Below are 20,371 nucleotides of genomic sequence, written 5' to 3'. Positions count from 1 at the left end.
GTCGTCCAGCCCCGACACGGCGGTCGGGAGGCGCGGCAGGGGTTGCAGAGGCCCTGCACGTCCGTGCATGGTTGCGTTCGACAGATCGGAGCACCATGAGCGATGCGGCTCAGCCCATGCGCACGCAGCAGGCGCTGCGTGCCGCCCACCTGTACTACCTGCAGGACCTGACGATGGACGCGATCGCCGACGAACTCGGCACCTCGCGCTCGTCGGTGTCGCGGCTGCTGAAGTACGCCAGGGACACCGGGCTCGTCGACATCCAGATCCGGTCGCCGCTCGACCAGGCAGCCGCGCTGAGCCGGAGCATCCGCTCGCGCTTCGGGGTGCACGCCCACGTCGTCCCGGTGCCGGACCACACGAGCGACGTCGACCGGCTCGAGCGGGTCGCCCTGTCCGCCGCCCGGATCCTGACGCAGTACGTCGAGTCCAACATGGTGATCGGGATCTCGTGGGGCTCGACCGTGAGCGCGGTCAGCCGGTACCTGGTGCCGAAGACCACGCACGGCTCGACGGTCGTGCAGATCAACGGTGCCGCCAACACCCGGACCACCGGCATCGTCTACGCGTCCGAGATCCTCCGCCGGTTCGGCGAGGCGTACGGCGCGTTCGTGCAGCAGTTCCCGGTGCCGGCGTTCTTCGACGACCCCGCGACGAAGGAGGCCCTGTTCCGGGAGCGCTCGATCCGCCGTGTGCTCGACCTGCACGAGCGGATGGACCTCGTCGTGTTCGGTGTCGGTGCCCCGCAAGCCCCGGTTCCCTCGCACGTGTACTCCGGCGGGTACCTCGACCCCGAGGACCGTGACGAGCTCACGCAGGCGGGGGTCGTCGGGGACGTCTCGACGGTGTTCTACCGGGCGGACGGGTCGTGGCGGGACATCGGGGTGAACGCCCGGGCCGGCGGCCCCGACCTCGACACCATCAAGCGCGCGCCGCGCCGTGTCTGCGTCGTCGCGGGCCGCTCCAAGGCCGCGTCGCTCCGGGGTGCGCTGGCGTCCGGGCTGGTGACGGACCTGATCCTGGACGAGAGCGTGGGGCAGGCGATCCTGCAGCCCTGAGTCAGGAACCGATGCAGTCTGTCGGTGGGCTGAAGTACGTTCTGGTGCATGGTGCTTTCTCTCGAACAGCCCGGTCAGCGGTACTTCCGACGAATGGTCGGCAGCGACGTCGACCAGGCGCTCGCGTTCTTCACCGGTGACTACGACTTCCGTGCGCCCCTGGTGCGGCGGACCCACGACAACGCCCACTGGGACTTCGCCGGCGTCGGTGACGAGCGGATGTCCCTGCGGTCGTCGCGGTTCATGGTCGACCTGCGGAGCGAGAGTCGCGTGGACGACGAGTTCCTGATCGCGTGGCTGCGCAGCGGGACGAGCCGGATCACCTCGGGCGGCGAGACGCACGAGCTGCGGGCAGGCGTCCCCGTGGTGCTGCCCTTCGCCGAGCCGTACGCCCTGCACCACCGCGACATCGCCCTGAACCTGGTGCACCTGGACCGTGACTTCGTCCGTGCGGTCGCCGGCGACGACGAGTTCGCGTTCGAACCGATGCGCCGTCCGACGGTCGACGGCATCGCCCTGTGGCAGTCCGTGGTCCGGAAGTACTCGTCGACGTGGTTCGACGTCGAGCGCTCGATGAGCCCGATCGTGCAGCACGACATCGCCCATGCCTTCGCGACTGCGGCGATCCGGGCGTTCCCGCACCGCAGTCGCTGGCGGGCGACGGTGTCCGGCAGCGGCCCCGAGCACGACCGGCTGCGCCGGGCGCTCGAGTTCGTGCACGAGCACGCGCGCGAGGCGATCGGCACGCCGGAGATCGCCGCGGCCGCCGGGCTGAGCCCCCGTGGCCTGCAGCAGTCGCTCCGCAGGCACCTCGACCAGACGCCGGGGGAACTCCTGCGCGGCGTCCGGCTCGACGGCGCGCGGACCGACCTGGTCGGCAGTGGCCTCGACGAGACGACCGTGGCCGAGGTCGCGCGGACATGGGGGTTCGGGCACCTGGGGCGCTTCTCGGCGACCTACCGCGGTCGCTTCGGGGAGCTGCCGAGCGAGTCGCTGCGCGGGCGCTGACCGACCGGCGCCGGGAGCCGTTCCACCGAATTCCGTGACACGGATCGCGCTGCCACTGTCCGGATGTTCGGCTCTGCGCTGCTGTGGGCGAATCTGGTGCTCAATGGACGGGACGAACGCACCGCCCACGAAGGAGTCCGCATGCGCATCGGCGTCCCCACCGAGATCAAGAACAACGAGTACCGCGTCGCGGCCACGCCCGCCGGTGTCGCCGAGCTCGGGTCGCACGGCCACCAGGTCCTGGTGCAGTCCGGTGCCGGAGCCGGCTCGGCCTTCACCAACGACGAGTACCGCACCGCCGGGGCCACGATCGTCGACACCGCGGCCGAGGTCTGGGAGCGCGCCGAGCTGATCCTCAAGGTGAAGGAGCCGGTCGCGTCGGAGTACCCGATGATCCGGCCGGGCCAGGTGCTCTTCACCTACCTGCACCTCGCCGCCGACCGACCGCTGACCGACGCGCTGATCGACTCGGGCGCGACGGCGATCGCGTACGAGACCGTGCAGCTGCCGGACCGCTCGCTGCCCCTGCTGTCGCCGATGTCCGAGGTCGCCGGACGGCTGTCCGCCCAGGTCGGCGCGTTCCACCTGATGCGGACGAACGGCGGGCGCGGCCTGCTGCTCGGCGGGGTCCCCGGCACGCCGAAGGGCCGCGTGGTCGTCATCGGCGGCGGCGTCGCAGGGGAGCACGCCGCCACGATGGCGCTCGGCATGGGTGCCGACGTCACCGTGTTCGACATCAGCCTGCCGCGGCTCCGGGCACTGGACGCCCGGTTCGACGGTCGCGTCACGACTCTGCGCTCGTCGGCGCACGCCATCGCCGAGTCCCTGCGCGACGCCGACCTGGTCATCGGGTCGGTGCTCATCCCCGGGGCATCGGCCCCCAAGCTCGTCACCGACGCGATGGTCGCCGACATGCGGCCCGGCTCGGTGCTCGTCGACATCGCGATCGACCAGGGCGGCTGCTTCGAGGGCTCCCACCCGACCACCCATGACGACCCGACCTTCGCCGTGCACGACACCGTCTACTACTGCGTGGCGAACATGCCCGGTGCCGTCCCGCGCACGAGCACGATCTCGCTGACGAACGCCACGCTGCCCTACGCCGTCGCGATCGCCGACCGTGGGTGGGAAGCCGCGCTCGAGGCCGATCCCGCACTCGCCGCCGGCCTGAACGTGCACGCCGGCCGGGTCACGAACGCCGCGGTCGCTGCCGCGCACGGCCTGGCGGCCTCCGAGCGCTGAGCCCGCGCGAGTCTTCGCGAGTCTTCGCGAGTCTTCGCGCTGGGTGACACCTCACGGGTCAGCGGCCGCGTGAGGTGTCGCTCAGCGCGAAACGAGGCGCAGGCAGCCCAGCCTCAGGCCGCCGCCGCCGCAGCCGCCCCGGCACGCCCGCCGACCCAGCCGGCGCGGGCACGCACCACCACGGTCACGACGACCACGGCCGCCGCAGCCACCACGGCCGCGACCGCCGTCGGCACGGAGACGAGCGGCCCCTCGAACCGTGCGACTGCGACCCACGCCAGGCCCCACGCGATCGAGGCCATCGGCGCGAGGCGGCCCCGACCCCACAGCGCGATGAGGACCCCGACGAGCCCGGCCACGGCGGCGACGGCCACGCCCCACGGGTCCTGCCCGAGCCCGAAGCCCCGGAAGCCCGCCGCCGTGAGCACCGCAGCGGTGTTGGCGGCGGTCGCGACGCAGACCCACCCGAGGTACAGCCCGAAGGTGCCGTCGGTCAGGATCGCCTCGATGAGGCCTCGTGACCGGGACCGGGTCCGACGCAGGATCGTGAACGTCCAGACGAGCACGACGAGCAGGGCCACGATGATCGGTTCGCTCGCCCACAGGAACCCGAACTGCACCGACAGGATCCACGCGGCGTTGAGCAGCAGGGACAGCACGGCCGGCACCACCAGCCGCTCGTGCCGCTCGTCGTTCGCGGTGCGGACGAGCTGCAGGACCGCGTAGCCGATGAGCCCCGCGTAGACCACGCTCCAGATCGAGAACGCCGGGCCGTCCGGGGCGATCGCGGTCGAGGACGCCGACAGTGCGCCACCGGCCGCGTCCTGGATGGGCGTGCCACCGGCAGCACCCGAGCCCACGTACGCGCCGATGACGGCGGCGACCGCGCTCACGGCCACCGCGATGCGTTTCCAGATCCTCTTCATGGCAGTCCCTTTCGTCAGCATGCTGATGACCTGCACGGTAGGCGGCCACTGCCGACGGTCGTGCAGCGCACGTTCAGGCAGACGCGGGATGCGCCGGCGGGCGCGCCACGGGCCTCCAGGACCGGGCCGGAGCCGGGCCGCAGCCGGGCCGCAGCCGGGCCGCAGCCGGGCCGCGGCCCGCCGCACCTGCGTACGGTGGTCGCGTGAGCGTCGAACTGAACACCGTCTACATCGACCGGATCGCCCCGATCGCGAGTCCGTCCCTCGACGACACCTTCCGGATGCTCGACGAGCAGGGCGCCAGCGCGTGCATCGTCCTGCACCAGCCCGACGCCCAGGAACTCGGCGACGTCGCGGTCGCCCTCGGCCTGCACGAGCTCGCCGTCGAGGACTCCGCCGAGGGGCACCAGCGGCCGAAGCTCGAGCGCTACGGCTCGACGCTGTTCGTGGTGCTCAAGCCGGCGCTGTACAACGACCGGCAGGAGGAGGTGGCCTTCGGCGAGGTGCACGCGTTCGTCGGCGAGACCTTCTTCCTCGTGGTCGTGAAGGCCGACCCCCGCGGCAAGCAGACCGTGCCCCGGGCGCTGCAGCGGATGAGCGGCAAGCCCGGCCTGGTGACCGTCGGCCCGCAGGCGCAGCTCTGGGCGCTGATGGACTCCATCGTCGACGGCTACGTCCCGGTCATCGACGGACTCGAGGAGGACATCAACCAGATCGAGGACCAGCTGTTCTCCGGCGAGGCTGGGGTGTCCCGCCGGGTGTACGAGCTGTTCGGCGAGGTCGTCGACTTCCAGCGAGCTGCCCGACCCCTGATCCACATCATCGAGAACCTCCACCGCGGTGCCGAGAAGTACCACCTGCCGATCGAGATGCAGCGTCGGTTCCGTGACGTCCTCGACCACGCCATCCGCACGGTGGAGCGGCTCGACACCTTCCGGCAGCTGCTGCAGAACGCGCTGACCGTCGACTCGACCCTGGCTGCGCAGAAGCAGAACGACGACACGAAGCGCATCTCCGGCTGGGCGGCGATCCTGTTCGCCCCGACGCTGATCGCCGCGATCTACGGCATGAACTTCACGCACATGCCCGAGCTCGGCTGGACGTGGGGCTACCCGTTGTCGATCGTCGCGATGATCCTGTTCGCCGCGATCCTGTACGTGGTGTTCAAGGTCAAGCGCTGGTTCTGAGCAGCCCCGCCCGGCCGGCACCGCCTCGCTGGTTCTGAGCAGCCCCGCCCGGCAGGCACCGCCTGGAGGCCCGCCCCACGTCCGCATGGTCGGTCCCCTTCGTCATCGGGCCCGTCCACCCCGTTAGGCTTCCGGTCATGCCGCACTCCGGACACGCGACCCCGGTCTGGGCCCTCAAGCTCGCCGTCGTCACCGCCCTGGTGGGCGTCTCCGGCGGCATCGCCGGCATCGCGGTCTGGCTCGCGCTCCAGCTCATCCAGTTCGTCGCCTTCGGGTACGGATACGGCGGGCACCTCGAGGCGGCCGATGCGTCGTCCGGCCTGAACCGCTTCCTCGCGCTTACGGCCGCCGGGTTGCTGACGGGCTTCGCCTGGTGGGCGCTCCGACGGTGGGGGCGCTCGATCGTCTCGGTCACCGCGGCCGTCGACGGCACGCGGATGCCGGCCCTGGCGACGCTCGCGAACGCCGGCATCCAGATCCTGGCCGTCGGGCTCGGTGCCTCCATCGGCAAGGAGGTCGCGCCGCGTGAGGTCGGGGCCTGGCTGGCCCAACTCGTCACCCGTCGTGCGGGGCTGACCGCACGCGAGACGAAGATCCTCGTCGCCTGCGGTGCGGCAGCGGGCCTCGCCGCCGTGTACGACGTGCCCCTCGGTGGTGCGCTGTTCGCGGTCGAGGTCCTGCTCGGGGAGATCAGCTTCGCGACCGCCCTGCCCGCCTTCGCCACGAGTGCCGTCGCCGCCATCACCGCCCGGCTCGTGATCCCGGACGAGGTGCTGTACCACGTGCCCGCGATGCACCTGTCGCCGTCGCTGCTCGTCTGGGCGGTCGTCGTGGGGCCGGTGCTGGGGCTCGCCGGGGTCGGGTTCGTCAAGCTGACCAACCGGCTGCAGGGCATCGCCCCGAAGGGCTGGCACCTGCTCGTCGTGCTGCCCGTGGTCTTCGCGATGGTGGGGCTGATCGCGATCCCGTTCCCGGAGATCCTCGGCAACGGCCGGGCGCTCGGCCTCGTCGCGATGAACAGCACGCTCGACGACGCCTCGTTCGCCGGCCTCTCGCCGATCGTCTTCTTGCTGCTGCTCGGTGTGCTGCGGACCGTCACCACCTCGGCCACCATCGGCGCGGGTGCGGTCGGCGGCACGCTGACTCCGTCCATCGCGATCGGATCGGCGATCGGCGGCGGTCTGGGTGGGGCGTGGCTGCTGCTGTGGCCCGCCGACGGCCCGAGCCTGGCGGCCTTCGCGTTCGTCGGTGCGGCGGCGTTCCTCGCCACCACCATGCGTGCCCCGTTCACCGCCCTCGTGCTCGTCGTGGAGTTCACGCAACAGGGCACCGACATCCTCGTGCCCTCGTTGCTCGCGGTGTCCGGCGCGGTCGCCGTCGGGTACGTGCTCGCCCGTCGCCGCAGTGCCCAGATGGTGTGAAGACCCCGAACGTTCCGGTACGGCCGGGGGTCGGGCAGCCTACTGTCGGCGCAAGGACGGAGCGACGGGCTCCGCACCGAGACGAGGAGCAGCCGATGGCGGGGTTCGACGACATCACGAAGAAGGCCCAGGAGTTCCTGAAGGACGGCAAGGTCCAGGACGCCCTGCAGAGCGAGAAGGCCGAGGGCGTCAGCGACAAGGTGCTCGGCGGTGTGGCCGACGCGGTCAAGAAGGCCACCGGCGGCAAGTACGACGAGAAGATCGACGGCGCGCGTGACGCCGCCGACAAGAAGCTCGGCAACGAGTAGCGAAGCACCGTGCGACGGCCCGGGACCCGGCGTGGTCCCGGGCCGTCGACGTGCCGACTGGACGCGGTCGGGAACAACGGACACCATGGACGGGTTGCTCCGGACAGCAGCACCAGGAGGACGAGTCGTGACAGTCGTGGCGCCGAACCAGCCGCTCACCGAGACCGAGGTCGAGGCGATCAAGCAGGACTTCCCGATCCTCGCGCAGGACGTGAACGGGCAGCCGCTGGCGTACCTGGACTCCGGGGCGACGGCGGAACGCCCCCGCCAGGTCCTCGACGCCGAGCGCCGGTTCCTCGAACACGACAACGCCGCCGTCCACCGCGGTGCCCACACCCTCGCGGCGCTCAGCACGGACGCCTACGAGGACGCCCGCGCCACCGTCGCCGGCTTCATCGGCGCCGCAGCCCCGACCGAGGTCGTCTGGACCGCGAACGCGACCGACGCGCTCAACCTCGTCGCGTACGGCATGGCCAACGCCAGCCGTGGTCGTGGCGGTGCCGACGCGGAGCGCTTCCGCCTGGGCGCCGGCGACGAGATCCTCGTGACCGAGGCCGAACACCACGCCAACCTCGTGCCGTGGCAGGAACTCGCCGCGCTGACCGGTGCCACCCTCGGCTGGATCCCGGTCGCCGACGACGGCACCTGGACCGCCGACGACGCCGCCGCGCTGATCACCGACCGCACGAGGGTCGTCGCGTTCTCGCACGTGTCGAACGTCACCGGGATGATCGCCCCCGTCGAGCAGGTCGTCGGCCTCGCCCACGCCCGCGGCGCCCTCGTGGTGCTCGACGCCTGCCAGTCCGCACCGCACCGGCCCCTCGACGTGCAGCAGCTCGGTGTCGACTTCGCCGCGTTCTCCGGGCACAAGATGCTCGGCCCGAACGGCATCGGCGTGCTCTGGGGACGTGCGGAGTTGCTCGATGCCCTCCCACCGTTCCGCACCGGCGGCTCGATGATCACCACCGTGACGATGGCGGGCTCCGAGTTCATGCCGGCGCCCGAGCGGTTCGAAGCCGGCACCCAGCCCGTTTCCCAGGCCGTCGCCCTCGCCGAGGCCGTCCGGTACCTGCAGGGCATCGGCATGGAGCGGGTCCGCGCCCACGAGGAGCACCTCGCCCGCCGGATGCTCGACGGTCTCGCGGCCGTCCCCGGCATCCGCGTCGTCGGGCCGCCCGCCGGCGTCCCGCGCTCCGGACTGGTGGCGTTCGACGTCGACGGCGTGCACGCCCACGACGTGTCGCAGTACCTCGACGCGCAGGGCATCGCCGTCCGATCGGGCCACCACTGCGCACAGCCCCTGCACCGCCGCCTCGGTCTCGTCGCGACCAGTCGCGCGAGCACCTACGTCTACACGACCGAGCACGATGTCGACCGGTTCCTCACGGCCGTCGCCGAGGTCCGCGACTACTTCGGAGCGACCGCGTGAACGCCCTCGACAGCCTGTACCAGCAGGTCATCCTCGACCACGCGAAGGCCCGTCACGGCGACGGCGAGCTGCCCGACGCCGACGCCTCGCACTTCGAGCGGAACCCCACCTGCGGTGACGAGATCACCGTCAGCCTGCGCCTCGAGCCGGGCACCGACCGCATCGCCGGGCTCGCCTGGCAGGGCGACGGCTGCTCGATCTCGATGGCCTCGGCATCCGTCCTCACCGACATGGCCGTCGGTCGGACCGTGCCGGAGCTCCTCGCACTGACCGAGGAGTTCCGCACCATGATGCGGTCCCGCGGTGTCGGTGAGCCCGACGAGGACGTCCTCGAGGACCTCGTCGCCTTCCACGGCGTCTCGAAGTTCGTCATGCGCGTCAAGTGCGGCATGCTCGCCTGGGTCGCGGCGGAAGCCGCCGCGCGCGAGGCGACCGCGTCCCGCTGAGCCGGGTGCGGCTCGCGATCGCGACCACCTGACGGCCTGGAGGCCCGGTGCGGGCCCGCCCCGCGCCTCCCGTCCGCAGCCGGTCACCGACCGGGCCCCGGAAGGCTTGAATGGTATGCCTCATCAAGGGGCGCGATGATCATCGAGACGGAGCGACCAGGCTCGGTCCGAGCCGACGCGATCGTGCGGGCCTACCTGACGGAGGTCGCGTCGCGGTGGTACGGGCGGGTGGCGACGTCGGCCGAGGTCGACCGGGCGCTCCACGAGGAGCCGTACGACGACCTGCAGGAGGACTCCGGGGTGTTCGTCGTCGCGAATGACGGGGAAGCCGCTGTCGCCTGCGTCGGCGTGCGCTTCGTCGGCCACGTCGGCGAGCTGACGAAGGTCTTCACGCTGCCGGAGCACCGCGGCCGAGGCGTCGGTTCGGCGCTCCTACGTCACGTGGAGGCCGTCTGCCGGGTACGGGGGATCACGTCGCTGCGCCTGGACACCCGCGCCGAGCTCGCCGAGGCCTGTGCGCTCTACGAACGGCTCGGCTTCATGCGGGTCCCGCCGTTCAACGACGACCCGTACTCGGACCGCTGGTACGCCAAGCCGCTCAGCTGACGGCACCGATCTCGCGGAGTGCGTCGCCGACGGTGATGCGCTCGTCGCGCTCCTGCGCCCGCACCCAGCGGGCCTTCGCGAGCGCGACGGCCTCGTCATCGAGACCGAGGAGCTCGTAGAGCCCGTCGAGCTCACGCGGTGCGAGGTGCATGAACCGCAGCGGGAACTTTCGTTCGGGGCTCGCGAAGCTCTGCTGTGCGAGCTGATCGAGGACGCCCGGGTCGGTCTCTCGCTGTTCCATGAGCAGGACGACGGTTCGTGACCTCGTCCCCATGAGGAAGGCGGAACGCACGTTCTCGTCCGGATCGGTCGCCAGGGTGATCTCGACGGCGAGGGGGAGGTCCTCTTCGCACGCGAGCTCCCAGCGCTGCGAGGTGTCCCCGTGGATCGCCGTGAGCATGTCCGGGTGGACGCCGAGGCCGCGCTCGCCGCGTTCCGGTCGCAGCGAGGACGGGCGAGGGTCGTCCCCGACGCGGGCGGTGGGGAAGCCGGCGCCCGTGTACACGGTGTGGGCGATCGGCAGGAACTGGAGCGCTTCGTGCAGCGCGGTCGCGGCGTCCTGCACCGCCGGAGCCGTCACGTCACCGTCGGCGGCCTCGATGGCGGTGGCGTAGTCGGAGAGTGCGGTGTGCTGCTGCTCGATGGCCCGGGCGAACATCTCCTTGCCCCTGGCGGTGTCGCCGAGGAGCCGCGGGTCCAGGTGCAGCGTGACGGCGCTCGGGTCCTGTAGGTGTCCCCGCTGCGTTGCGCCGCCAGACATCATGATCTCGAACGTCTCGTCTTGCTCGTGGGCATCGGTCACGTCGCTGACGCTACCGGCTCAGGGGAGCGTGACGACGAGCTTCCGAGCCGAGACGCCGGCGCGGAGTTCGGCGAGGGCTCCCGGGATCGCGTCGAGGCCGGTGCCGATCACCGAGGCCGTCGGGGTCGCGCGGTACCGACCGGTGCGGAGCGCCTCGGGCAGGAAGTCGCGGTAGATCGCGGGGCCGACGTCGGACTCCGTCGGGCGGCCACCCCAGATCGCGGTGACGTGGACCCCGTGTCGACGCTCGAGCCGCGCACGGATCGTCGTCACCGGTGTCGGGTACGCGGACGCGAGCCGACCGCTGCCGGTCGCCGCCCGAACGACCGGGAGCGTGCGGGTCAACGAGCCCTGACCGATGGCGAGGGTGCCGGCGAGCTCCCGGTCGGCGAGTGCCTCGAGGATGCGGCGTGCGGCACCGTCGTCGCGGTAGTCGAACACGGCCTCGGCCCCGAGGCCCTGCACGAACCCGTGGTTCTTCGGCGACGCGGTGCCGATCACGGCGTACCCGGCGGCCCGGGCGAGCTGGACGGCGTTGGCACCGACGCTCGTGGACGCACCCCACACCAGGACGGCCCCGGGGCCCTCGGCTGTGTCCGCCGTCGGGAGCGACAGCGCGAGCTGGTCCGGTTCGAAGAGACCGGCCGCTGCGGTCGAGACAGCGAGCGGCAGGACCGCCGCCTGCTCGGCGGACAGGTCATCGGGGACCGGGGTGGTCACGCGGTCGAGCAGCAGGACCAGGTGCTGGAAGGCGCCTTCGGCAGCACTGTTCCGGTGCTGCTCCTGCCCCGCGGCGTGCCCGACGACCCGGTCGCCCACACGAAACCGCTCGACGCCGGGGCCGATCGCGACGACGGTGCCGGCGACGTCCGATCCGAGGACCGCGGGAAACCGCAGCTTCGGGAACACCAGGTGCCGGAAGAGCCCGCCGACGGCGTCGACCGGGTTGACGGCGACGGCTTCGGCACGGACGACGAGTTCGCCGGGGCCGGGTTGGGGGACCGGCGCGGGTCCGACGGTGAACCGTCCGGTCGACGTGGTCCAGAGTGCGGCGTTGCCCGATGACGACATGGTGTCCCGATCCCTTGCTCGAAGTGGGTCATGACACGACGTGTCATCGCCCATTCAACCATGACACAACGTGTCATCACCACTACTGTGGACCCATGCGTTGGTCTCCGGATGCCCGAGGGCGACTCGAGCGAGCGGCGTTCGAGTTGTTCGCCGAGCAGGGCTACCAGGCGACGACCGTGCCGCAGATCACCGCGCGGGCCGGCCTGACGACCCGCACCTTCTTCCGGTACTTCGCCGACAAGCGTGAGGTGATCTTCGCCGGTGCCGAGATCCCCGACCTCGCCCGGACCGCCATCGAGGGAGCGCCGGCCGGGATCGACCCGCTCGACATCGTCATGCACGGCCTCCGCACCGTCGCCGACGAACGGTTCGAGGGGCGCCACGGTGAGGTCGGTTCCGTGCGGCGGCTGGTGCTGTCCGAGTCCTCGCTCCGGGAGCGCGACGCCCGGAAGCGTGCCGACCTGACGGACGCGGTGCGCGAGGCCTTCGTGAGTCGTGGGCTCGACCCGTCCGAAGCGGCGGTGATCGCCGAGACGACCGTGATGCTGTTCCACCTGGCCCTCGAGGCCTGGCTCACCGGGCCCGCCGAACGCCGGATGGCCGACGTCGTCGACGAGCAGCTCAGTGCGCTCCGTGGGGTGCTCGATCGGCGGCCAGCAGCGTCATGAACACGTCGACGCCGTCGTCGGTGTCGAACACGAAGCCGTGTCGCTCGTACAGTCGGCGGGCGGGGCTGCCCACCAGCACGTTGAGCCGCGTCGGCCCGTCGTGGGGCTCGTCGAGGACAGCGCGCAGCACGGTTGATCCGACTCCACGGCCTTGGACGTCGGGCGCGAGGTAGAAGTGCTCGACCCAACGGGCATCGTCCTCGGCCCGCACGGTGATCGAGCCGACGTCGCGGCCGTCGACCACGACGATCCGGGTCAGCTGCGGCTGGAACGCGTCGCGGAGGCGCTGTCGGACGCGCGTCTCGTCGAACACACCGAGTCGTGTCAGGTCGTCGCGCAGCACCACGGCCCGGAGCTCGACGAGCCACTCGAGGTCCTCGGTGGTGCTGTCCCGCAGTGCGACGTCCATCCGCTCAGCCTACGAACACCGGCGCACCCCCATCGACCTCGTACCCTTGCCCGATGGAGCGCGACGGCGTCATCGAGCTTGTCGCGTCCCGCCGAGCCTCGGCTCGCGCACGGATCGTCGTCGGCGTCTCCGGGTACTGCGGGTCCGGCAAGTCCACGCTGACGCGTACGCTCGTCGAGGGACTCCCCGGCGCGGTCCGCATCCGCGGCGACGACTTCCTCGACCCCGTTCGGTCCCACCGGCGCTCAGTCGACTGGGACGGCGTCGATCGTCGCCGTCTGGTGTCGTCGGTGCTCGAACCGCACCGGGCCGGTCAGACGAGCACGTTCCGGCGGTTCGACTGGTCGGTTCGAGCCCTCGGGCCGGCTGAGCCGCTGCCGCGGACGGGCGTCCTGATCGTCGACCTGATCGGACTCTTCCACCCCGACACGCTCCCGCACCTCGACGTCAGCATCTGGTGCGACGTGGACCTCGACACTGCGGTGCGTCGGGGCATGGCTCGTGATCGCGCGCTCGGGCGCAGGCACGATGCGCTCTGGCGAGACGTGTGGATGCCCAACGAGCGTGACTTCGAGGAGCGGTACGCGCCGAAGGCCTCCGCGTCGGTGCGCTACGTGGCCTGACCTGGATCGCTGTCCGCCGTCGAGGGTGCCCTGGCCGATTGCGCGGGCCGCGCTGGCCACGTGACCAGGAGCAGCACGGCGAGCGGGCCGAGGAGCAGGGTCAAGAGGAACCAGGTCCAGGCCGAGCGGTTCCGCGAACGCGCGTGGCTGCCGGAGAGCATCGCCAGGCTGAGCCAGACGCTCGACAGGTACAGGCCGGTGAAGTCCTCGTGCACAGCGTTACCCGCCGACGACGCTGAACGAACCGCGGGACGTCCAGAACGTGGCGTCGTACTGGACGGTCACGTAGGCGGCGAGGGCCTTGAAGGTCGCCGACCGCGAGAACTGGTGTGAGCGGGTGTTGAGGATGCCTGACGACACGTCCCTGGAGTAGACGACGCCGAACCCGCCGGAACCGACGAGTCCGTACGCCCGGATGTGCTCGGCGGCTCGGAGCTTCCTGACCTGCGAGTTCCCCGTCGCCGTGTACCCGGTCCGCCAGCTGTTCGTGATGCCGCTGCCGATGACCGAACCGTGGCACCCCTCGACCCGCCCGCGTCCGTTCACGCCGCCGGTGCGGAGCGTGTTGAAGCAGTTCGCGGCCGTACCGAGCAGCGCGGAGCCGGATGCTGGCGTGCCTGTCTTCTTGATGAACCGCTCATCGGAAGCGGAGAGCTCGTCGCCCACTTCGTACCGCTGGGCGATCTCGGACAAACGAGCAGCTGCGCTCGGGCCCTCGGTGCTGGTGGCAGCGCTCGCCGAGGGCGCTGCCGGTGTCGCTGCCATGCAGGCTGCGAGTGCCAACGCGAGCTGGCTCGTCCGGATGAATGGGCGCTTCGATGTCGTCATGGTGTCCTTTTCCTCGTGGTCGACGAGGAGAAGCATCAATGTGAAACATCAGTCCGGCAAAACAGACGCGCCGGAAGGGTGAGCGAAACACAACATCCAGATGACGGGCCCGGCGTGATCAGCTCTGACTGCGGAGCGAGGTGACCATGCTCCGCAGGATCTGGCGGGCCTCCGCCTGCTGGTCCGCGGTCAGATCGGCGAGCATCCGCTGTTCGACCCCGCGGATCGCCGCACTCGCCTGCGCCAGGCTCCGTCGTCCGCTCTCGGTCAGCTGTGTCGGCAGCGCCTTGCCGACGGGCGGCTCGGCGGCACGGGTGACGAAGCCGTCCCGCTCCAGGGTCTGCAGCAACACGTTCATCGACTGCCGGGTGACGAAGGTGCCCCGGGCGAGCTCGGAGTTCGACAGGCCGGGGCGCTGTGCGAGCAGTTCGAGGCAGGAGTAGTGCGTCACCGTCATGGCGAGCGGGCGCAGCACGGCCTCCATCGACGCGCGGAGGGCACTCGCGGTCTCCTTGAGCAGGTAGCCGATCGACGTCTCGAGGTGGATACCGGTGTCGTCTTGACGCATGTCAGTAGTCTGACATAGCTTGTCCTGTGTCAGAAGACTGACACGAACCCGAGGAGCACCACATGCCCGTCACCGGCCCCGACTTCATCTCCCTGCAGACCCGCGACCTCGATGCCTCGCAGGCGTTCTACGAGCGGTACCTCGGCCTCGTGCGCTCGCAGGCCGGCCCGCCGCACGCCGTCGTGTTCGAGACCGCGCCGATCGCCTTCGCCCTGCGCGACCTGGTGCCCGGCACGGACCTCGACGCGGTGGCGCAGCCCGGCGTCGGCGCCGCGATCTGGCTGCACGCGACGGACGTGCAGGCGATCCACGACGCGCTGGTCGCCGACGGACACCGCATCGTCTCGGCGCCGATCGACGGACCCTTCGGTCGGACGTTCACGTTCGCCGACCCCGACGGGTACCACGTCACGCTCCACGACCGCGCCTGAGCCCCGGAACCGGCCACGCGCCCGCGGCGGGTGCCGTGACGGACGCGGGGCGGGCCTCCAGACCGGTGCCGGAGCCGACCGTCACGCTTCGTCACGATCCGTGACGGTCGCAGGTGTCCGACGTAGCGTCTCGACCCGTGACCACGAGCAGCGAGCACCGGCAGATCCGCTTCAACGCGTTCGACATGAACTGCGTCGCGCACCAGTCCTCCGGACTGTGGCGGCACCCCCGCGACCGGTCGCGGGACTACCGCGACCTGACCTACTGGACGGACCTGGCGAAGACGCTCGAGCGCGGCGCGTTCGACGGCATCTTCATCGCCGACGTCCTGGGCACCTACGACGTGTACGGCGGGTCGAACGAGGCCGCGCTCCGCACCGGGTCGCAGGTGCCGGTGAACGACCCGATCCTGCTCGTGTCGGCGATGGCGTCGGTGACCGAGCACCTGGGCTTCGGCATCACGGCCGGCACCGCGTACGAGCACCCGTACCCGTTCGCCCGACGCATGTCGACGCTCGACCACCTGACCAAGGGACGGGTCGGCTGGAACGTCGTCACCGGGTACCTGCCGAGCGCCGCGCGGAACATGGGCCAGACCGACCAGCTGTCGCACGACGACCGGTACGACGTGGCGGACGAGTACCTCGAGGTGCTCTACAAGCTGTGGGAGGGCTCGTGGGAGGACGACGCCGTCGTCGCCGACCGCGAAGCCGGGGTCTTCACGGACCCGGCGAAGGTGCACCCGATCGAGCACCACGGCACGCACTTCGACGTGCCGGGCATCCACCTGTCGGAGCCGTCCGCGCAGCGCACGCCCGTCATCTACCAGGCGGGCGCGTCGCCGCGCGGCATCCGCTTCGCCGCGGAGAACGCGGAAGCGGTCTTCGTGGGCGCACCGACCGTCGAGCAGCTCGCGTCGACCGTCGCGAAGGTCCGGGACGCTCTGGAGGCAGCTGGTCGCGACCGGTACGCCGCCCGCGTCTACACGCTGCTCACCGTGATCACGGACGCCACCGACGAACTGGCCCAGGCGAAGTACGAGGACTACCTGTCGTACGCCTCGGAGCTCGGTGCGCTGGTGCTCAATTCCGGCTGGATGGGGGTCGACCTGTCGCAGTGGGACCCGGACCAGCCCCTCGGCGACGTCGAGTCGAACGCGATCCAGTCGGCGGCGGCGAACATCGCGGCGGCGACGGGGGAGGACGGGTCGAAGTGGACGATCCGTGACCTGGCGCGGCAGACGGCGATCGGCGGGCTCGGCCCGGTGGCGGTCGGCGGGGGAGCGACCATCGCCGACCGGCTGCAGGAGATCCAGGAGCTGACCGACGTCGACGGCTTCAACCTGGCGTACGCGGTGACCCCGGGCACGTGGGAGGACGTCATCGAGTTCGTGATCCCGGAGCTCCGCACCCGTGGGGCGTACCCGGAGGAGTACGGGTCGGGTTCGCTCCGCCAGAAGCTGCACGGCCGCGGGGACCGGCTGCCCGACGAGCACCGTGGGGCGTCGTTCAGGATCGGGAGCCGCGCGGTCGTAGGCTGATCGGGTGATCGAGTCGTCCGTGGTCGTGCGTCCTGCGACCGTGGACGAGACCGACACCTGCATCGACCTGTGGGCCGCTGCCGTGGCTGCCCGGGACGGTGCCGCCGAGGACCCGGCGGTGCGGGAGCGCGCGCGGCAGAAGTTCGCGGCGGAGCACGTCGCCTGGCTGGTGGCCCCCGGCCCGGACGGCGCGGTCGACGGCTTCGTGCTCGTGACGGCTCCGGGCACCGGGCGGTCGACGGACCCGGCGGACGCCGCCTACCTGTCGTTGCTCGCGGTGCGCCCCGGGGTGCAGGCCCGCGGCGTCGGACGGTCGCTGCTGTCCGAGGCGCTGCACGACGCCCGAGCTGCCGGGCACCCGCGCGTGGCGCTGCACGTGCTCGGCGACAACGACCGGGCGGTGCGGCTGTACGAGGCGGGCGGCTTCGTGGCGACGGGCGACGAGTTCGCGCACGCGCTGACCGGGGTCACGACCCGCGTCTACGTCGCGGGCTGAGCGGGCTGGCGCGGGCGACGCGGCTGGCGCAGCTGACCCGGCTGGCGGAGCTGCCCGGGCCGACGCGGGCTATGCGTCTTGACCGCGCACCGGCGTCCAGGTCGGGTAGGTCGCCGAGCGCCCGTCGCCCGACGACGTGCGGGTGATCCGGCGCTGCACCCACGGCAGGACGTACTCGCGGTAGTAGCGGAGTTCTTCGCCCAGGCGGGCCCGGGCGGCACCGACGTCCGCGGGCTCGACCGGTGCGGGGCCGTCGAGGACCGCGTGCAGCGCCAGGTCCGCGACGCGCTGGTGCCCGGTGGCGTTCATGTGCAGCCGGTCGTCCGACCAGAACTCCGCGCGGCCGAGGTGCGGGTCGCGGGAGACGTCGACGAACGGCAGACCACGGCGTCGGGCGAGGGTGCCGAGCGCTTCGGCCCAGGCGTCACCGCGGCGGTTGATGAGGGAGCCGAGGGGCAGGCGGGCGCTCGGGTCGGCCGGGCTGAGGAGCGCCAGGCGGGCCCCGGCGGCCTCGACGCGGTCGGCGGCCGCCTCGACCTGCCCGATCAGCGCGTCCACGTCGAAGCGTGGGCGCAGCAGGTCGTTGCCGCCGGCGCAGAAGGTGATCAGGGTCGGCGCCGGGTCGAGTGCGAGGGCGGCCCCGAGCTGGCCGCCGAGGACCCCGGCGAGCAGTCGGCCGCGGACGGCGAGGTTCGCGTACGAGACGTCGGCGTCCGAGGCTCCCGCCATCGCGCTCGCGAGTCGTCCGGTCCAGCCGGGGAACGGAGCGGGTCCGGCGTCGCCGATGCCCTCCGAGAAGCTGTCGCCGATCGCGACGTAGCGGATGGTGTCGTGCATGGGCCCATCATCGTGCACACGCCTGTGCAGGTTCCCGGCACATCCGCCGTACCGGGAACCCGCATCAGCGAACCCTCACAGCACCGCCTTCGGCACCCGGTGCAGGGTGACCGCGCCGACGGCGGCGAACGGGTGCAGCGGGTCCGGCGCGCTGGAGCCGGTCGGCCCGCCGAGCTTCGAGTCGCCGACCGCGCTGAGCACCGCGTAGGCGTCCTCCGGGGTCCAGCCGTGCTCGTCGACGAGGAACGCGAAAGCGTCCTCGTACCCGCGCCGGACGCTCTCCTGCACGGGGTCGCCGAGGCCGACGAACAGCCAGTCGTCGGCGGTCTCGATGCGGGGCGCGCGGAGCACCGGACCGCCCTTGACCAGGTCGACGGAGACGATCGCGGTGCCCTGGGCCTCGATGGCGACGAACGACGACTCGCCCTCGGCCATGAGCGCGTGGATGTCGCCGATCGACAGCAGCGCACCGGGCACCCGGACGGGCAGGGACACGGTCGAGCCGGGGCGGGCCTCGGTGACGTCCATGTTGCCGCCCTCCGGGTAGGCCGGCATGATCGTCGAGTTCTCGCCCTCGGCCGGGGCGGTCCCGATGCACCCGATCATCGGCCGGACGGGGAACCGGTGCCGGTCGGACACCTGCACCGTGCCGTCCGAGATCGGGCAGCGGCGGGCGAAGACCCGGTCGCCCATCACGTGCTGCAGGGCCCCGGAGCCGGGCAGGGACACCGACCAGCCGTGCGTGGTCAGCTCGATGGCGTGGATCGTCACCACGAGGGTGTCGCCGGGTTCTGCCCCCTCGACGAACACCGGGCCGGTCACCGGGTTGATCGGTGCCTGCAGCTGCGCCATGTCGTGGTGCTGGTCGAGTTCGGCGTAGACGGCGTCGGTGGTCTCGAAGCCGATGGTCTCGCCGGTGCCGGGGCGGACCCGCAGCACGGGCTCCCGGTCGGCTGCGAACCCGGGGCGGCCGAGGGTGTTCGGCAGGAAGTGGTCCGGGGTCATCGTGCGTCCTCCGTCGTCGGTTCTGCTTCGGAACCGACCTCGGTGGAACGGCCGGTGCGTCGGTAGTACAGGAACACGGCCGCGCCGACGATCAGCCAGATGATCCCGCCGACCTTCGCCTCGACCGCGGCGTTCAGCAGGACGTACCCGATGATCAGGAACCCGACCAGCGGCACGACCAGGTGCAGCAGCCAGTTGCGCGACTTCCCCTTGACGACGTGGTGCACGAAGACGGACACGTGCAGGAGCATGAAGCCGAACAGCGCGCCGAAGTTCACGAGCGACGAGATCGTGTCGATCTGCCCGACGAAGAACAGCACCAGGATCGCGGAGAGCACCGAGACGACGATGATCGCGTTCTGCGGCACCTGGCGCCCGTTGAGCTTGTGCAGGAACGCGGGCAGCTGACGGTCGCGGCTCATCGAGAAGAGCAGACGGCTCGTCGCGGCCTGTGCGGCCATGGCGTTCGCGATGCCGACGGCGAGCACGTTGACGGCGAAGAACGCGGTCGCCCACCCGCTCGACGAAGCCTGCTCGACGATGGTGAAGAAGGCGTTGCCGGCCTCGCTGTCCGAGAACGAGTCCCGCCCCGCGGCCAGAGCGGATGCGAGCCAGGTCTGCAGGATGAACAGGAACGCCACGATGACGAGCGCCAGGATCATCGCCGTGCCGGCTCCGCCACGACGGCCGGTGGACTCCTCGGACAGCGTCGAGATGCCGTCGAAGCCCAGGAAGCTCAGCACCGCGATCGACAGGGCCGAGGCGATGAGCGGCGCCGACACCTTGGCCGGGTCCCAGATCTGCTCGGTGCCGAAGGACGCGTCGGGGATCGTGCCACCGGTCAGCGCGACGATGGCGATGACGACGAAGATCGCGACGAAGACGAGCTCGATGAGCAGGAAGATGCGGTTCGCGAGCTTGAGCGAGGACACCCCGGCCAGGTTGATGACGGTGTTGATCGCGACGAACACGAGTGCCCACAGCCAGCGGGGCGTGCCCGGGAAGATGCCGACCATGCTCTCCGCGGCGAACACGTAGAGCAGCGTCGGGACGAGCAGGTAGTCGAGCAGGATCGCCCAGCCGGCGAAGAACCCGGCGGTGGGGTGGATGCCGCGGCCGACGTACGAGAACACGCTGCCGGCGAGGGGGATCGACTTCGCCATCTGCGCGTAGGCCAGGGCGGTGAAGATCATCGCGACGAGGCCGACCAGGTACACCAGCGGCACCATGCCGCTGGAGGCGTTGTACACGGTGCCGAAGATCGCCCACGGGGCGATCGGGACCATGAAGACCAGGCCGTAGATGAGCAGGTCGGTCGTGGAGACGGAGCGCTTGAGCTCCTGCTTGTAGCCGTAGGCCTCGAGCTGCTGCTGTGCGGAGAGCTCGCTGTGCTGCTGCGACATGTCGGGTTCCGTTTCGGGTGGAGGGACGGGTGCAGGGGAAGGGGTGGTGCAGGGG

At 71.3% G+C, this 20,371-nt stretch carries 24 protein-coding genes; 14 read left to right on the top strand and 10 right to left on the bottom strand.

All coding sequences use genetic code 11. The annotated features are described in order from the left end of the window. Positions 1 to 95 precede the first annotated feature (95 nt). The 3 genes from KK097_RS05260 (at position 96) to ald (ending at position 3,308) form a co-directional block, all read left to right on the top strand. The gene (locus tag KK097_RS05260; protein WP_250896470.1) at positions 96 to 1,058 is read left to right on the top strand and encodes a sugar-binding transcriptional regulator; all 963 of its coding nucleotides are present in this window, start codon (positions 96 to 98) and stop codon (positions 1,056 to 1,058) included. A 48-nt stretch (positions 1,059 to 1,106) separates the two neighbouring features. Further along, entirely contained in the window at positions 1,107 to 2,066 is a 960-nt protein-coding gene (locus KK097_RS05255) for an AraC family transcriptional regulator (protein ID WP_214543943.1), read from the top strand. A gap of 141 nt (positions 2,067 to 2,207) precedes the next feature. After that, the gene (gene ald, locus KK097_RS05250) at positions 2,208 to 3,308 is read left to right on the top strand and encodes an alanine dehydrogenase (protein WP_214543942.1); all 1,101 of its coding nucleotides are present in this window, start codon (positions 2,208 to 2,210) and stop codon (positions 3,306 to 3,308) included. Between the two features lie 113 nt (positions 3,309 to 3,421). On the opposite strand, the gene KK097_RS05245 is transcribed toward ald, so the two are convergent. Further along, the gene (locus KK097_RS05245; protein WP_214543941.1) at positions 3,422 to 4,234 is read right to left on the bottom strand and encodes a TspO-related membrane protein; all 813 of its coding nucleotides are present in this window, start codon (positions 4,232 to 4,234) and stop codon (positions 3,422 to 3,424) included. 203 nt (positions 4,235 to 4,437) lie between these two features. Between KK097_RS05245 and KK097_RS05240 the strand changes: the two genes are divergently transcribed. The 6 genes from KK097_RS05240 to KK097_RS05215 all read left to right on the top strand — a co-directional run bounded on the left by KK097_RS05240 (position 4,438) and on the right by KK097_RS05215 (position 9,631). Continuing rightward, on the top strand, positions 4,438 to 5,421 hold the full coding sequence (locus KK097_RS05240; RefSeq protein ID WP_214531560.1) for a magnesium and cobalt transport protein CorA: 984 nt from the start codon (positions 4,438 to 4,440) through the stop codon (positions 5,419 to 5,421). A gap of 137 nt (positions 5,422 to 5,558) precedes the next feature. Next, complete coding sequence (locus KK097_RS05235; protein ID WP_214543940.1) at positions 5,559 to 6,842, top strand: chloride channel protein; 1,284 nt, start codon at positions 5,559 to 5,561, stop codon at positions 6,840 to 6,842. Between the two features lie 95 nt (positions 6,843 to 6,937). Next, a complete protein-coding gene (locus KK097_RS05230) occupies positions 6,938 to 7,150 on the top strand; it encodes an Rv0909 family putative TA system antitoxin (RefSeq protein WP_214531562.1) in 213 nt (70 codons plus the stop codon). 136 nt (positions 7,151 to 7,286) lie between these two features. Next, positions 7,287 to 8,579, top strand: coding sequence for an aminotransferase class V-fold PLP-dependent enzyme (locus KK097_RS05225; RefSeq protein ID WP_214544016.1), 1,293 nt, complete (start codon positions 7,287 to 7,289; stop codon positions 8,577 to 8,579). Next, positions 8,576 to 9,025: a Fe-S cluster assembly sulfur transfer protein SufU gene (gene sufU / locus KK097_RS05220; protein WP_214543939.1), complete on the top strand. Its 450-nt coding sequence runs from the start codon at positions 8,576 to 8,578 to the stop codon at positions 9,023 to 9,025. Before KK097_RS05225 ends, sufU begins: the two co-directional genes overlap by 4 nt. Positions 9,026 to 9,160: 135 nt before the next feature. Continuing rightward, entirely contained in the window at positions 9,161 to 9,631 is a 471-nt protein-coding gene (locus KK097_RS05215; protein ID WP_214543938.1) for a GNAT family N-acetyltransferase, read from the top strand. Here the strand turns inward: KK097_RS05215 and KK097_RS05210 are convergent. Continuing rightward, on the bottom strand, positions 9,624 to 10,433 hold the full coding sequence (locus KK097_RS05210; protein ID WP_214543937.1) for a hypothetical protein: 810 nt from the start codon (positions 10,431 to 10,433) through the stop codon (positions 9,624 to 9,626). The two genes, KK097_RS05215 and KK097_RS05210, sit on opposite strands and share 8 nt — an antisense overlap. Before the next feature lie 18 nt (positions 10,434 to 10,451). Continuing rightward, entirely contained in the window at positions 10,452 to 11,504 is a 1,053-nt protein-coding gene (locus KK097_RS05205) for a zinc-binding alcohol dehydrogenase family protein (RefSeq protein WP_214543936.1), read from the bottom strand. A gap of 95 nt (positions 11,505 to 11,599) precedes the next feature. Between KK097_RS05205 and KK097_RS05200 the strand changes: the two genes are divergently transcribed. Next, positions 11,600 to 12,175, top strand: a complete 576-nt coding sequence (locus KK097_RS05200) for a TetR family transcriptional regulator (RefSeq protein ID WP_214543935.1) — start codon at positions 11,600 to 11,602, stop codon at positions 12,173 to 12,175. Here KK097_RS05200 and KK097_RS05195 read toward each other — a convergent pair. Further along, positions 12,129 to 12,584, bottom strand: coding sequence for a GNAT family N-acetyltransferase (locus KK097_RS05195; protein ID WP_214543934.1), 456 nt, complete (start codon positions 12,582 to 12,584; stop codon positions 12,129 to 12,131). The genes KK097_RS05200 and KK097_RS05195 overlap by 47 nt on opposite strands. A 53-nt stretch (positions 12,585 to 12,637) precedes the next feature. Between KK097_RS05195 and KK097_RS05190 the strand changes: the two genes are divergently transcribed. Continuing rightward, a complete protein-coding gene (locus KK097_RS05190; protein WP_214543933.1) occupies positions 12,638 to 13,207 on the top strand; it encodes a uridine kinase family protein in 570 nt (189 codons plus the stop codon). Here KK097_RS05190 and KK097_RS05185 read toward each other — a convergent pair. The 3 genes from KK097_RS05185 to KK097_RS05175 all read right to left on the bottom strand — a co-directional run bounded on the left by KK097_RS05185 (position 13,195) and on the right by KK097_RS05175 (position 14,603). Next, complete coding sequence (locus KK097_RS05185) at positions 13,195 to 13,422, bottom strand: hypothetical protein (RefSeq protein ID WP_214544027.1); 228 nt, start codon at positions 13,420 to 13,422, stop codon at positions 13,195 to 13,197. The genes KK097_RS05190 and KK097_RS05185 overlap by 13 nt on opposite strands. A gap of 4 nt (positions 13,423 to 13,426) precedes the next feature. Then, positions 13,427 to 14,035, bottom strand: a complete 609-nt coding sequence (locus tag KK097_RS05180; protein WP_214531568.1) for a hypothetical protein — start codon at positions 14,033 to 14,035, stop codon at positions 13,427 to 13,429. Positions 14,036 to 14,153: 118 nt separating this feature from the next. Next, entirely contained in the window at positions 14,154 to 14,603 is a 450-nt protein-coding gene (locus KK097_RS05175) for a MarR family winged helix-turn-helix transcriptional regulator (protein WP_214543932.1), read from the bottom strand. A 62-nt stretch (positions 14,604 to 14,665) separates the two neighbouring features. Here KK097_RS05175 and KK097_RS05170 point away from each other — a divergent pair, with 62 nt between their 5' ends. The 3 genes from KK097_RS05170 to KK097_RS05160 all read left to right on the top strand — a co-directional run bounded on the left by KK097_RS05170 (position 14,666) and on the right by KK097_RS05160 (position 17,071). Next, positions 14,666 to 15,034, top strand: a complete 369-nt coding sequence (locus KK097_RS05170) for a VOC family protein (RefSeq protein ID WP_214543931.1) — start codon at positions 14,666 to 14,668, stop codon at positions 15,032 to 15,034. Between the two features lie 137 nt (positions 15,035 to 15,171). Then, positions 15,172 to 16,575 (top strand): LLM class flavin-dependent oxidoreductase, encoded by a 1,404-nt coding sequence (locus tag KK097_RS05165; protein ID WP_214543930.1) that lies wholly within the window; start codon positions 15,172 to 15,174, stop codon positions 16,573 to 16,575. Between the two features lie 4 nt (positions 16,576 to 16,579). After that, complete coding sequence (locus tag KK097_RS05160; RefSeq protein ID WP_214543929.1) at positions 16,580 to 17,071, top strand: GNAT family N-acetyltransferase; 492 nt, start codon at positions 16,580 to 16,582, stop codon at positions 17,069 to 17,071. A 69-nt stretch (positions 17,072 to 17,140) separates the two neighbouring features. Here the strand turns inward: KK097_RS05160 and KK097_RS05155 are convergent, their stop codons facing one another. The 3 genes from KK097_RS05155 to KK097_RS05145 form a co-directional block, all read right to left on the bottom strand. Continuing rightward, entirely contained in the window at positions 17,141 to 17,908 is a 768-nt protein-coding gene (locus KK097_RS05155; protein ID WP_250896468.1) for an SGNH/GDSL hydrolase family protein, read from the bottom strand. A gap of 75 nt (positions 17,909 to 17,983) precedes the next feature. Next, positions 17,984 to 18,913 (bottom strand): acetamidase/formamidase family protein, encoded by a 930-nt coding sequence (locus KK097_RS05150; protein ID WP_214543928.1) that lies wholly within the window; start codon positions 18,911 to 18,913, stop codon positions 17,984 to 17,986. Beyond that, a complete protein-coding gene (locus KK097_RS05145; protein WP_071405068.1) occupies positions 18,910 to 20,316 on the bottom strand; it encodes an APC family permease in 1,407 nt (468 codons plus the stop codon). The genes KK097_RS05150 and KK097_RS05145 overlap by 4 nt, the downstream gene beginning before the upstream one ends. Positions 20,317 to 20,371: the final 55 nt, after the last annotated feature.

This window comes from Curtobacterium flaccumfaciens, from assembly GCF_018598405.1.
Lineage (GTDB): Bacteria > Actinomycetota > Actinomycetes > Actinomycetales > Microbacteriaceae > Curtobacterium > Curtobacterium aurantiacum.
Note: the sequence above shows the minus strand (reverse complement) of the source record. Positions and strands in the feature narration are given on the sequence as shown.